At 68.1% G+C, this 12893-nt stretch carries 10 protein-coding genes; 6 read left to right on the top strand and 4 right to left on the bottom strand.

Annotated features, from left to right (window positions below; genetic code table 11):
- Positions 1-32: 32 nt before the first annotated feature.
- The 4 genes from A5624_RS22035 to A5624_RS22020 all read left to right on the top strand — a co-directional run bounded on the left by A5624_RS22035 (position 33) and on the right by A5624_RS22020 (position 6278).
- Positions 33-1214 (top strand): zinc-dependent alcohol dehydrogenase, encoded by a 1182-nt coding sequence (locus A5624_RS22035; protein WP_066871035.1) that lies wholly within the window; start codon positions 33-35, stop codon positions 1212-1214.
- A gap of 92 nt (positions 1215-1306) precedes the next feature.
- Positions 1307-3457, top strand: coding sequence for a glycogen debranching protein GlgX (gene glgX, locus A5624_RS22030; RefSeq protein WP_066871032.1), 2151 nt, complete (start codon positions 1307-1309; stop codon positions 3455-3457).
- Between the two features lie 181 nt (positions 3458-3638).
- Positions 3639-5417, top strand: a complete 1779-nt coding sequence (locus tag A5624_RS22025; RefSeq protein WP_066871029.1) for a sensor domain-containing diguanylate cyclase — start codon at positions 3639-3641, stop codon at positions 5415-5417.
- A 93-nt stretch (positions 5418-5510) separates the two neighbouring features.
- On the top strand, positions 5511-6278 hold the full coding sequence (locus tag A5624_RS22020) for an SDR family oxidoreductase (protein ID WP_082990630.1): 768 nt from the start codon (positions 5511-5513) through the stop codon (positions 6276-6278).
- Positions 6279-6287: 9 nt separating this feature from the next.
- Here A5624_RS22020 and A5624_RS22015 read toward each other — a convergent pair whose 3' ends face one another.
- The 3 genes from A5624_RS22015 to A5624_RS22005 form a co-directional block, all read right to left on the bottom strand.
- Entirely contained in the window at positions 6288-7256 is a 969-nt protein-coding gene (locus A5624_RS22015; RefSeq protein ID WP_066871023.1) for an aldo/keto reductase, read from the bottom strand.
- A 13-nt stretch (positions 7257-7269) separates the two neighbouring features.
- Positions 7270-8274, bottom strand: a complete 1005-nt coding sequence (locus A5624_RS22010; RefSeq protein WP_066871020.1) for a sensor domain-containing protein — start codon at positions 8272-8274, stop codon at positions 7270-7272.
- Positions 8275-8342: 68 nt separating this feature from the next.
- On the bottom strand, positions 8343-9410 hold the full coding sequence (locus A5624_RS22005) for a hypothetical protein (RefSeq protein WP_066871017.1): 1068 nt from the start codon (positions 9408-9410) through the stop codon (positions 8343-8345).
- A 143-nt stretch (positions 9411-9553) separates the two neighbouring features.
- Between A5624_RS22005 and A5624_RS22000 the strand changes: the two genes are divergently transcribed.
- Both A5624_RS22000 and A5624_RS21995 read left to right on the top strand, forming a co-directional pair.
- Positions 9554-10114 carry a hemerythrin domain-containing protein gene (locus tag A5624_RS22000; protein ID WP_066871014.1) on the top strand — a complete coding sequence of 187 codons (561 nt, stop codon included), beginning with the start codon at positions 9554-9556 and terminating at the stop codon, positions 10112-10114.
- Positions 10115-10171: 57 nt separating this feature from the next.
- On the top strand, positions 10172-10840 hold the full coding sequence (locus tag A5624_RS21995) for a UdgX family uracil-DNA binding protein (RefSeq protein ID WP_066871010.1): 669 nt from the start codon (positions 10172-10174) through the stop codon (positions 10838-10840).
- 20 nt (positions 10841-10860) lie between these two features.
- Here A5624_RS21995 and A5624_RS21990 read toward each other — a convergent pair whose 3' ends face one another.
- Positions 10861-12654: a thiamine pyrophosphate-requiring protein gene (locus tag A5624_RS21990; RefSeq protein WP_066871008.1), complete on the bottom strand. Its 1794-nt coding sequence runs from the start codon at positions 12652-12654 to the stop codon at positions 10861-10863.
- Between the last annotated feature and the right edge of the window lie 239 nt (positions 12655-12893).

Below are 12893 nucleotides of genomic sequence, written 5' to 3'. Positions count from 1 at the left end.
CGACGAGTGCAAGACGGGTATGTGCCAGCCGTATGAAGGCTGTTACCTGGCAGGGCAAGCGCGACGTGCGGGTGGATTCGGTGCCCGACCCGAAGATCGAGCAACCGACGGATGCCATTGTGGAAGTCACCTCGACCAACATCTGCGGCTCCGACCTGCACCTCTACGAGATCCTCGGAGCGTTCATGAACCCCGGCGACATCCTCGGGCACGAAGCGATGGGCATCGTGCGGGAGGTCGGCGCGCAAACAGGCGACCTGCGGGTGGGGGACCGGGTCGTCATCCCGTTCCAAATCTCCTGCGGCAGTTGCCACATGTGCGGCCAGCAGCTCTACACCCAGTGCGAGACGACGCAGGTGCGCGACCAGGGCATGGGGGCGGCACTGTTCGGCTATTCGGAGCTCTACGGCGAAATCCCGGGCGGCCAAGCCGAGCTGCTACGCGTCCCCCAGGCCCAATTCACCCACATCAAAGTGCCTGTGGGCCCGCCGGATTCGCGGTTCGTCTACCTGTCGGACGTGTTGCCCACCGCATGGCAGGCGGTCGCCTATGCCGACATCCCCGACGGTGGCTCGGTGACCGTGCTGGGACTGGGCCCCATCGGCGACATGGCCGCGCGCATCGCCGACCACCTGGGCTACCGCGTCATCGCCGTCGACTTGGTGCCCGAACGGCTGGGGCGCGCCGCGAAACGCGGCATCCACACCATCGATCTGGGGCGGCTCGACTCCTCAATCGGTGACGCGATCCGCGACCTGACCGACGGCCGGGGAACCGACTCGGTGATCGACGCGGTGGGCATGGAGGCCCACGGCTCGCCGGCCGCCAAACTGGCGCAGCAGGTGACCGGCGTGTTGCCGGATGCGTTGGGCAAGCGGCTGATGCAGACCGCCGGGGTGGATCGGCTCAACGCCCTGTACTCGGCCATCGACATCGTGCGGCGCGGCGGAACGATCTCGCTCAGCGGCGTGTACGGCGGGACCGCCGACCCGCTACCGATGCTCACCCTGTTCGACAAGCAGGTGACGCTGCGGATGGGGCAGGCCAATGTCAAGCGGTGGGTCGACGACATCATGCCGCTGCTGACCGATGATGACCCGCTCGGCGTCGACAACTTCGCCACCCACGTGCTGCCGTTGGACCAGGCCCCGCACGCCTACGACATCTTCCAGAAGAAGCAGGACGGTGCGGTCAAGGTCATACTCAAGCCGTGATCACCTATGCCACAAGGCTTTCCGCTCAGTTCCGGCAACGCCAGGCGTGGCCCACGGTTTGACGGCCATGACGGCAGGGTATTGAAAGCGCCATGACCACCGCAGACGCCCTCGCTCCCACGCCCACCGGAGAGGTGTGGCCGGGCCGGGCCTACCCGCTGGGCGCGACCTACGACGGCGCGGGCACCAATTTCGCCGTATTCAGTGAGGTGGCCGAGCGGGTAGAGCTGTGCCTGTTCGACGCCGAGGGCGTCGAGAGCCGCGTCACCCTGCCCGAGATCGACGGCTTCATCTGGCACGCCTACATCCCCAACATCGAACCGGGCCAGCGCTACGGCTACCGCGTCTACGGTCCGTACGACCCGCAGGCGGGGCTGCGCTGCAACCCGAACAAGCTGCTGGTCGACCCGTATTCGAAGGCCATCGACGGCTCCTTCGAGTGGAACCAGTCGCTGTTCAGCTACAACTTCGGTGACCCCGACAGCCGCAACGACGACGACTCGGCGGAAAGCATGCCCAAGTCGGTGGTGATCAACCCCTACTTCGACTGGGGCAACGACCGTCCACCGGATCACCAATACGCCGACACGGTGATCTATGAGGCGCACGTCAAGGGACTGACCCAGACCCACCCCGACATCCCGGAACCGCTGCGCGGCACCTACGCCGCGGTGGCGCACCCGGTGATCATCGAGCACCTCAAGGAACTCGGGGTCACGGCGATCGAATTGATGCCGGTGCACCACTTCGCCAACGACTCCACCCTGGTCGACAAGGGACTGTCCAACTACTGGGGCTACAACACGATCGGGTTCTTCGCGCCCGACTTCAAGTACTCCAGCTCCACCACGCCGGGCGGGCAGGTCCAGGAGTTCAAGGCCATGGTGCGCTCGCTGCACGATGCCGGCATCGAGGTCATCCTCGACGTGGTCTACAACCACACGGCCGAGGGCAACCATCTGGGCCCAACGTTGTCGATGCGGGGCATCGACAACGCCGCGTACTACCGGCTGGTCGACGACGACAAGCAGTACTACATGGACTACACCGGCACCGGCAACAGCCTCAATGTCGGGCATCCGCATGCGCTGCAGCTGATCATGGACTCGCTGCGCTACTGGGTCACCGAGATGCATGTCGACGGGTTCCGCTTCGACCTGGCCTCGACGCTGGCCCGCGAGTTCTACGACGTCGACCGCCTGGCGACGTTTTTCGAACTCGTGCAACAGGATCCGACCGTCAGCCAGGTCAAGCTGATCGCCGAGCCGTGGGACGTCGGCCCGGGCGGCTATCAGGTGGGTAACTTCCCGCCGCAGTGGACCGAGTGGAACGGCAAGTACCGGGACACCGTCCGCGACTTCTGGCGCGGCGAACCCGCCACCCTCGACGAGTTCGCCTACCGTCTGTCCGGGTCGGCGGACCTCTACGAGCACACCGCGCGCCGGCCGGTGGCCTCGATCAACTTCGTCATCGCCCACGACGGCTTCACGCTGCGTGACCTGGTGTCCTACAACGAAAAGCACAACGAGGCCAACGGCGAGGACAACAACGACGGCGAAAGCCACAACCGGTCCTGGAACTGTGGTGTGGAGGGCCCCACCGACGACGAGCAGGTCAACGCGCTGCGCGCCCGCCAGCAGCGCAACTTCCTGACCACGCTGCTGTTGTCCCAGGGCGTGCCGATGATCTGTCACGGCGACGAACTCGGGCGCACCCAGAACGGCAACAACAACGGCTACTGCCAGGACAACGAGCTCACCTGGATCGACTGGGACAACGCCGACGCCGGATTGCTGGAATTCACCAAGACGGTCTCGGCGCTGCGCGCCGAGCATCCGGTGTTCCGCAGGCGCCGATTCTTCTCCGGAAAGCCGGTGGGCCGGCGCGGGCAGGACGGCCTGCCGGACATCGCCTGGTTCACCCCCGAGGGCACCGAGATGACCGACGAGGACTGGGGCGCCAGCTTCGCCAAATCCGTTGCGGTGTTCCTCAACGGCCACGGCATCCCCGACCGCGATGCGCGAGGCCAGCGGGTGTTGGACGACTCGTTCCTGTTGTGCTTCAACGCCCACTACGAGCCGATCGAATTCACCCTGCCACCAAAGGAATTCGGCGCCGCCTGGGAGGTCGTGGTGTTCACCGGACCCGAAGAGACCACGCCGGCCGAGGAGGTGCCCGGCGGTGGCCGGCTCAACGTGGAAGCGCACACCGCCGTGGTGCTGCGGGCCCTGCCCTCGGACTAGCCTTTCGCGGCACCCGTAGCCGCGTGCCCCTGGCTGCATCCCCCCGTTTCTGCGGATCGAGCGGATAGCTCGCGCCGAATAGGCGACATCGGTTAACTTTTTGCGCACAACTATTTTGCCGCGCAGATGCCGCCGACCGCGGCCTCGCCAGACCCACTGCCGGGGATGAAAGGGACAGCCGATGGACAGGGCCGCCCTCGGCGCGCGTGCGGAATCGGCTGCGGAATCGGCTGCGGAATCGGCATTGCAGCGGTCGGCCCGGACGGCCCCGCTGGCGGTGCTCGTCATAGCCGCGGTGACCTGGCTCGGCTGGTCGACCGGGGTTGACGGGCTGACGCGGATCTATCCGAGTTGGCCGCCGATGACGCCGTGGACCGCGTTATGGCTGGCGGCGTTGGGCGCCGCGATTTTGGCGCAGTCCGGCCACCCGTCGCCCAACCGCATCTGGGTCGGACGTGCTCTGGCCCTGATGGTGGGTGTGTTGGCCGTCGTGATCCTGCTCGAGTACACCCCCATCGGGTCGCTCGGTGTCGACCAGGTGCTGTTCGGGGACGCGGTGCGCGGTCGGCAAACCTCGTGGCCGGGACGTCCCAGCCCGCAGACCGCGGCGCCGGTGCTGCTGCTGGCCGTCGCCGTCGCGCTGATCCGAGTGGATCGCGGCACTCGCACGCTCTGGCCGGTGTACCTGGCGGGCAGTGGGGCCATTCCGCTCGTCACCGTCGGCGCCTACCTGTTCGATGCGCTGGCGCTTGTTGGTGTTTCGCCCTCGACCGGCCAGGCGCTCTCGACGGCATCGGCGCTGCTGGTGCTCATCGCGGCGACGTCGCTGGCGCGACCCGACCGTTTTCCGGTCGCGTGGCTGCTCGCCCGTCCCGATCGGCGGTCATTGGTGCGGCTGGCGGGAATCCTTGCCGGTTTTCCTCTTGTGGTGGCGCTGTCGAGACCGGCGTTTTTGGCGTTCGGTCTGGGCGAGCACGCCGAGTGGACATTCTCAATCCTGTTCAGCACCTTCATCGTCGGCGTGGTCACGTTCTACTTCAGCCAGCGAGAGCAGCAGCTGCTGATCGCCAAGGAGCTCGCCAGTGCGCAACGCGCCGAGGCCGAGGCGCGCTACCGCATTCTCGCCGACAACGCGGTGGACATCATCGTGCACTTTCGCGGGGGTGAGATCGCGTGGGTCTCGCCGTCCGTGCAGGCCGCGCTGGGCGGCCCGCTGCAGCGCTGGACGGGTTCGGCGTTCGCCGATCGCATCCACCCCGAGGACCGCGACAAGCTCGTTGCCGCCGTGCGCCGGATCGCCGGCGGCGAACAGGTTCTGCAACGGTTCCGGGTGTCTTCGGTCGACGGCGACTACCACTGGGTCGACGGCCACGGAAAGCCCTACACCGACGCCACGGGCAGAACCGACGGGCTGATCGCGGCGCTACGCGTCGCAGACGATCAGGTCGAGGCCGAGCAGCGGCTGGAACGATTGGCGCGGTTCGACACCCTCACCGGGCTGGTGAACCGGGCCGAGGCGCTCAGCCGGCTCGAATCCGCGCTGGCGCAGCCGCAACCCGCCGGAACGCACGTCGGCGTCCTGTTCTGCGACGTCGACCATTTCAAGGCGATCAACGACACCTGGGGACACGGCATGGGGGATTTCGTGCTGGCAACCCTGGCGGCGCGGATCCGGGCGAGCGTTCGCCGTGGCGACACGGTCGGACGGACGGGCGGTGACGAAATACTGGTGTTGTTGCCCGGCGTTCGCAGCACCGCCGAGCTCACCCAGATCGCGGAAAAGATTCGCAGCCGGGTTGCCGAACCGATCCACTTGTCCGGCAACATGATTCGCGCGACGTTGAGCATCGGTGCCACGCTCGCCCGCTCCGCCGAGTCCGTCGACACCGTCACCGCGCGAGCCGACGAGGCCATGTACCGGGCCAAATCGGGCGACCGGAACACCGTCGTTCCGAACTAAGCGGCCCAGTGATCACCACGCGGCGCCCGCCATCCGGTAGGTTTCTCGCGACAGCGTCTTGCGTTACAAGAGAGGGCGGATATGTCAAGGACAGTGGTGGTCGGCGCCTCCAGCGGGCTGGGGCGTTGCATAGGTGTCGGTCTCGCGCAGCGCGGTGATCAGGTCGCGCTGCTTGCCCGCCGTCGGGAGCGCATCGAGGCCGCGGCCAAGGACGCCGGCCCGAACGCCGTCGCCATCGAATGCGATGTCACCGACCAGGCGTCGTGCCGCTCGGCCATCGACCGGGCCGCCGACGCCCTCGGCGGCATCGACAACATGGTCTATACGCCGGCCGTCGGGCCGCTGGTCCGGATGGTCGACACCGACGCCGACACCTGGCGACGGATCTTCGACACCAACGTCATCGGGGCGTCGCTGGTGACCGCCGCGGCGGTGCCGCACCTGACCGCGTCGGCCGGCAAGGCGGTCTACCTGTCCTCCGACGCCGGCACCTTCGGGCCGCCGTGGCCGGGCCTGGGCGCGTACGGCGTCAGCAAGGCAGCCCTGGAACGGTTGGTGGAGGCGTGGCGGGCCGAGCACTCCGACATCGGCTTCACCAACCTGATCGTCGGGGAGTGCGCGGGCGGCGAGGGCGACGGTCAGACCGGCATGAACGAAGGCTGGGACATGGACCTCGCGATGAAGGCGGTCCCGCTGTGGTCCTCGCGCGGTTGCATGCCCGGCAAGTTGATGCCCGTCGAAGACCTGATCGACGTGGTGCACACGATCCTGCGGACCAACTCCTCGACGTCGATGCCGCTAGTGGTGGCGCGCGGCGCGCCAGCCAGCCCCGCGGCGTTCGCCGAGGCCAATCAGTCGTAAGCCGGCAGCTCAGCGGCCGAGCTTCTCCTTGGCCAGGTCGGTCACGAAGCGCGCCGCCGAGGTGGGCCGGAAGGCCAGGGCCGCCTCGGTGAGCGCGTCACGGGATGCGGTGGGCAGCTCGATGTCGGCCGCCGCGACGTTGAACTCCAGCTGCTCGACGGACGAGGCGCCGGGAATGGCGACCACGCCCGGATAGCTGATCAGCCAGGCCAGGGCCACCTGCGCCGGCTTGGCGTCGACGTCCTTTGCGACGTCGCGCAACAGCTGCAGCAGCGGCTCGATGCGGCGCAGGTTTTCGGTGCCGAACCGGGAGTTCACCGCGCGCACGCCGCCCGGACGGTTGTCCACGCCGTACTTGCCGCCCAGCAGTCCCTGTTCTAGCGGGCTGTAGGCGATCACGATGCGGTTCTCCCGCTCGGCGAACGGCACCAGATTCTTCAGCGCCTTCGGGTAGGCGAGCGAGAAGTGCACCTGGTTGCTGATCACCGGGCGGCCCAGCGCGGCGTCGGCCTTCTGCCAGCGCTGCAGCGAATAGTTCGAGACGCCGGCGGCGCCGATCTTGCCGTCATCGAGCAGGTCGCGCATGCCCGGCATGATCACCGAGTCGGGGAACACCGGGTTGGGCTGGTGGATCTGATAGAGCGGGATGCGGTCCAGCCCCAGCCGCTGCGCGCTGGCGCGGGCGCGTTGCTTGACCACCGCGGGGAAGGGCGCGACCGGCATGATCTTGCTGGCCACCGCCACCTCGGCGCGCTCGTCGCCTAGCGCCTCGCCCAGGATCCGCTCGCTTTTGCCCAGGCCGTACACCTCGGCCGTGTCGAACAGCGTCACCCCCAGGGCGCGGGCGCGGCGCACGATGTCACCCGCGGCGCCGGCGGCGTAGCTGTCGCCGTAACCCCACTCGCGTGAACCGAACTGCCAGGTGCCCAGGCCGATCCGGCTGACCCGGCCGACCCCGTCGACGTCGACAAACTTCATGCGGACAGCCTACTTAGCCGGGGATCTTGCCGAGGATGTAGTTGGCGATGCTGACCGCGGCCGCGCGGGGTGGCGCGCTGTCCGTGGTGCCGCTGGCGGACACGTTCAGGTCGATCACGACGTTGGCCTTGGCCGCGATCGCCCGTGCCGAGCGCACCTGGATGCCCTTGGGCGTCAGGTCCAGGGTGGTGATGCCGTTGCCGGCGTCGGCGGGGGCGCTCACCGACATCGGGATCGGCTGCCCGCCGGGAGCGGAGACGGTGATGGTCGAGCCGCCGCACTTGTGCCATCCCGACAGCAGGGTGGCCAGCTGTGCCTGGGCCGCGCCCGGATCGCGGAACGCCGCGACGCCCTGGATGACCTGCATGGACTTCAGCATGCTGCGGGTGTCGGTGAACTCACCGGCGTGATATCCGGCCAACACCCCGGGGGTGTAGGCGTCCGGGCTGCCGGCGGCGATGCTTTCCCAGCACTCCGGGCGGTCGATGCTGCCGTCGTCCGGGGAGCGACCGGGGCTGTTCCAGGTCGGACCGACGTCTAGATTCGCGTCGCCGGTGATGTTGCGCTGCGCATCGAGCCCGGGCAGCAGGGTGGCGATGGTCTCCGGCGGCACGGTGGGCGGCGGCGGCCCGGCGGCCGTGCTGGAGCCGGGGGATGTCCGGTGCGACGAGGTCGAGCCGCCCAGCGTGGCCCATCCCGCCAGGGCGACGACCGCCAACAGGATGAAGATGTACGACAGCGTCACGCCCACCAGCGCACGGTCGCGGCCGAGTTCGCCGGAGCGACGGATCTGCGCCAGCCCGAGGTGCCCCAGGATCGCCCCCGCGGGCGCAAACAGGAACGCGAAGACCAGCGACAGGGTGGCCAGGGTGTTGACGGGCGGCCGGTAGGGGGGTGCGGGCTGCGGTGTGTACGGCGGCGGCTGCGCCGGAAGCGGCTCAATGTCAGGGGGCGGGACGCGGCCCAGCGGGTCGTAACTCAGCGGGTTCTGCCAATACGGGTCCTGCGGGTGGGTCACGCAGCGCCTCCTTCGGGAGAACCTGCCCGAAATGTAGCCGACAAGGGCGTGGGGCTAAACCACGGCCGTCACAGGCGCGGTTTGGCGATGCCGACCACGTAGGGCGCCTCGACGAACGTCAGGTAGACCCGATGCGGCCCGACGGCCATGCCCGACAGGCGCGCCGGCTGCGCGTCGGGAGGCAGCCCCGACCGGTAATCGATGGTGCGCAGCACGGGAATTCGCCCGTCGGGAAAGCCGGTGAAGCTGGCGGTCTCGAGTGTCACCAGTTCGTGGTCGGTGGCGGCGTAGATCCTGGTGTCGTCGGTGCCGAGTGCGCGGATCGGCGCCGGCAATCGCGCGCTGGCCAGTACCTCCATGCCCCGTCCGCCGCGGCGCGAGTCGACGGCGCGCACGGTGTCGTCGTCGTGTCCGGCGACGTAGCTGCGGGTGACCGCGGTGCCGTCACCCGCCGAGACCGCGACGTCGATGGTCAGGGAGCCGTGCTGCGCCGGCGGTGATGTCGTGCCCTTGAAATGCCGGATGCCCGACGCTCCATACAGGTGGTAGTCGAGTTCGCGTCCGCGGTTGGCGCCGTCGATGGTGTCGGCGCTGGTTTCGGTGGTCGCCGTGGGCAGCTTGCGGTAGCCGTACTGGTCCACCGGTGTCACCGCCATCCCATCGGCCGACAGCGCCAGCAGCATGCGCAAGCCCGCGTCTTCGGCCAGGTAGGCCGGCGCCGGTCCCGCGTCGAAATCGTCGACCTGGCGCAGACTTTCCAGGTCGACGGCGGCGACCTTGCCGCGGTCGGGCTGCGGCACGAACACCATCCGCTGGTCCTTCTGGCTGATCTGCATGTTGCGCCCGGATGCCATGGGTGCCGAGAAGCGCGTCTTGGCATCGCTGCCGTGATCGCCGGCGGTGACCTCGGCCAACCGGTGATCGCCGGTGAGCGCGATCAGGGCGCCCGTGCCGTAGGACCACACCGGTTCGTGCAATGGGACAGCTATCCGCCAGACGTCGACCGCGGGCGCGCTCTCCAGCGACGCGCCCGGCCGCGAACAGGCTGTGGTCAGCGAGGCCGCCGCCAGCCCGCCGACGACCGCGCAGCGCAGCAACGCCCGGATGCGCTGGCCCGTGCGAACTTCGGCGCCCATCGACCACCCAATCCTTTCGACGGTTTGTCCAGGACATACCCCGCGCGGGCGCCGCCACACCCCGTTTGGCGGTCGGATTGGTCGGGTAGCCGACTCGGGAGCGCGCACAGCCCGCGCGCCGCACCAAAGATGGGAGGGACACTGTGGCACCGAACGCCATCCAGTCGCCCACCGACGTGGTCGACTTTCTCGTCAGTCAGCATCAGCAGATCAAGGCGATGTTCGCCGAAACCCTGGCGGCGTCCGGAAAGGCCCGCGAGAAGGCCTTTGTCGAGCTGCGGCGCCTGCTCGCCGTGCACGAAACCGCCGAGGAAGAAATCGTTCACCCGCGCGCCAAGCGCAAGATTTCCCGCGGCGCCACCGTCGTCGACAAGAGGCTGCGCGAAGAGCACGAGGCCAAGACCGTCCTGCAGAAGCTAGAAAAGCTCGACGTCGACAGCGAGGAGTTCACCCGCGAATTGACGAAGCTGCGCGACGCGGTGATCGAACACGCCGAGCATGAGGAGCATGACGAATTCGCCAAGCTCGGTGAGGAATTGAGCGGCGACGAGCTGGAACGGATGGGCCGCGCCGCCAAGCTCGCCGAAGCGATCGCCCCCACCCGCCCGCACGCCGGTGTGGAATCCCAGGCGGCCAACCTGGCCGCGGGACCGTTTGCCGCGATGCTCGACCGGGCCCGCGACGCCATCATGGGCAAGGGCTGAGGCAGCCACCCCCGCTCGGTGGGGAGCGGGGGTATCCACGCCGCTGGGAAGGAGATCATGGCCGCAACGTCGAAAGCTCCCGGTGCCGACCGCTATCTCCCGCAGGACCGCGGCCTGGACTCCTTGCGGACGGCGGCCGAATCATGCCACGGCTGTTCGCTTTTCGAAGACGCCACCCAGACGGTGTTCGGCAACGGGCACCCTGGCGCGCCGATCATGCTGGTGGGCGAGCAGCCCGGCGATCAGGAGGATCAAGCCGGTGAGCCGTTCGTCGGCCCGGCCGGGCGTCTGCTCGACCGCGCCCTCGAGGACGCCGGCATCGAGCCGGCGCTGGTCTATGAGACCAACGCGGTCAAGCACTTCAAGTTCACCCGCAAGGGCGGGAAGCGGCGCATTCACCAAAAGCCCGGCCGCACCGAGGTCGTCGCCTGCCGGCCCTGGCTCATCGCGGAGATCGAAGCGGTGCGGCCGCAGGTCATCGTGTGCCTGGGTGCCACCGCCGCACAGTCGTTGTTGGGCAACACTTTTCGGGTGTCCACCCAGCGCGGCCAGCAGTTGCGGTTGCCCTCATCGGTCGACGTGCACGTGGAGCCCGCACCGACGGTGGTCGCGACAGTACATCCCTCGGCGGTGTTGCGCGACCGCAGCGACCGACACGACGAGGTCTACAAGTCGTTCGTCGACGACCTGCGCAGTGCGGGTTCGGGCGTCACCAAGCGCGGCTGAGGCCCGAACCCGCCCGCGGGTCAACTCTTCTTGTGCGGCAAGAACTCCTGCGCCTTGGTCTTGAGGCCGACCTTGACGAAGCCCACCCGGTCCTCGTCACCGGAGAGCACCGCCGCGGTCGCCGACTTGAACTGCTCCCACGTCGCGTGCGGCGGGATCGGCGGCATGTCGGGGTCGGTGTGCACGTCCAGCACCGTGGGACGGTCCGCCGACAGCGCGTTGCGCCAGGCGTCCGACAGTTCCTCCGGATCCTTGATCGCCATCGCGTTCAGGCCCAGGCTGGCGGCGAAGGCGGCAAAGTCGATATCCGGAAGATTCTGGGATTCAGCGAATTTCGGGGCGCCGGCCATGGCGCGCATTTCCCAGGTGACCTGGTTGAGGTCGTTGTTGTGCAGGATCGCGATGATCAGGCGCGGGTCTTTCCATTCGTTCCAGTACCGCTTGATCGTGATCAGCTCGGCCATGCCGTTCATCTGCATGGCGCCGTCACCGCTGAACACGATGACGGGCCGGTCCGGGTGGCCGAATTTCGCGCCGATCCCGTACGGAACCCCGGGGCCCATCGTGGCCAGCGTGCCCGACAGCGAGCCCCGCATGTTGCCGCGGAACCGCAGGTTGCGCGCGTACCAGTTGGCGGATGAGCCGGAATCGGCTGCGACGATGGCATTTTCGGGCAGCTGGGGCGACAGCTCGGAGAACAATCGCAGCGGGTTGACCGGGTTCGCGCTGACCATCGCCTCCTTGTCCATGGTCTCCCACCAGCGGGCCACGGTCTTCTCGATGCCCTCGCGCCAGGACCGGTCCTCCTTGCGGCGCAGGTGCGGGATCAGCGCCCGCAGCGCGGTCTTCGCGTCGGCGACGAGGTTGACCTCGTAGGGGTAGCGCATGCCGATCATCCGGCCGTCGACGTCGATCTGCACCGCGCGGGCCTGACCGAATTCGGGCAGGAACTGGGTGTACGGGAAGCTGGACCCGACCGTCAGCAGCGTGTCGCAGTCGCGCATCATCTCGTAGCTCGGCCGCGTCCCGAGCAGCCCGATCGAGCCGGTGACCCAGGGCAATTCGTCCGACAGGACGTCCTTGCCCAGCAGGGCCTTGGCCGCTCCCGCGCCAAGCAGGTCGGCGACCTCGGCCAGCTCTTCGTGGGCTCCGCGCGCGCCGGTACCCACCAGGATGGCGACCTTCTTGCCGGCGTTGAGGACGTCGGCCGCCCGTGCGATGGCGGTGTCGTCGGGCGCGATCTCCGGGTACTCGATGCCGAGGCTGGAGGGCACCATCTTGAACGCGTGCTCGGGCGGCGAGTACGGCAGCTCCTGGACGTCGCTGGGGATGATCAACGCGGTCGGGGCCCGTTGGGTCATCGCTATCCGGATGGCGCGGTCGAGCACGTTGGGCAATTGTTCGGGGACGGTGACCATTTGGACGTAGTCGCTGGCCACGTCCTTGAAGAGGTTCAGCAGGTCGACCTCCTGCTGATAGTTTCCGCCCATCGCGCTGCGGTTGGTCTGGCCGACGATGGCCACCACCGGGACGTGGTCGAGCTTGGCGTCGTAGAGGCCGTTGAGCAGATGGATTGCTCCGGGGCCGGATGTGGCCGCGCAGACCCCGACCCGGCCAGTGAATTTCGCGTAGCCGACCGCCTCGAAGGCGCTCATCTCCTCGTGGCGCGACTGGATGAACTTGGGTTTGTTGTCCGCGCGGCCCCACGCGGCCAGCAGCCCGTTGATGCCGTCGCCGGGATACCCGAATACATGTTCAACGCCCCACGCCCGCAAGCGCTCCAGCAAATAATCGGAAACCTCTTTTTTGGACATGTTTTCCCTCCTCGGCAGACGGTTCTACTGTGCTGGCGGGTGGGCGTGTGTGGCTATTGTTTGAACCACCTGCATGGCACCGCCGACGGTGCGCGCGCCCACCGAGCGCGGCTCCCGCTGACGGGCGTGACATATGCAGGCTGCCACCGCATGGGCGGCTTCGGCACTTCCCACCCGAGCCGTATTACCCGGATCGGGCCGTGTTATTCGCCGAAACGACGCCGGCGGGGCCGACTCTC

The sequence above is a fragment of the Mycobacterium sp. 1482292.6 genome, assembly GCF_001672995.1.
Lineage (GTDB): Bacteria > Actinomycetota > Actinomycetes > Mycobacteriales > Mycobacteriaceae > Mycobacterium > Mycobacterium europaeum_A.
The sequence above is the reverse complement of the archived record's forward strand: the minus strand, read 5'-3'. Positions and strand labels throughout refer to the sequence as shown.

What these genes read in the sequence shown, in the direction of transcription:
- A5624_RS22035 (WP_066871035.1), top strand. Translation starts at nt 33, where the DNA reads ATGAAGGCTGTTACCTGGCAGGGCAAGCGCGACGTGCGGGTGGATTCG.
- glgX (WP_066871032.1), top strand. Translation starts at nt 1,307, where the DNA reads ATGACCACCGCAGACGCCCTCGCTCCCACGCCCACCGGAGAGGTGTGG.
- A5624_RS22025 (WP_066871029.1), top strand. Translation starts at nt 3,639, where the DNA reads ATGGACAGGGCCGCCCTCGGCGCGCGTGCGGAATCGGCTGCGGAATCG.
- A5624_RS22015 (WP_066871023.1), bottom strand. Translation starts at nt 7,256, where the DNA reads ATGAAGTTTGTCGACGTCGACGGGGTCGGCCGGGTCAGCCGGATCGGC.
- A5624_RS22005 (WP_066871017.1), bottom strand. Translation starts at nt 9,410, where the DNA reads ATGGGCGCCGAAGTTCGCACGGGCCAGCGCATCCGGGCGTTGCTGCGC.
- A5624_RS21995 (WP_066871010.1), top strand. Translation starts at nt 10,172, where the DNA reads ATGGCCGCAACGTCGAAAGCTCCCGGTGCCGACCGCTATCTCCCGCAG.
- A5624_RS21990 (WP_066871008.1), bottom strand. Translation starts at nt 12,654, where the DNA reads ATGTCCAAAAAAGAGGTTTCCGATTATTTGCTGGAGCGCTTGCGGGCG.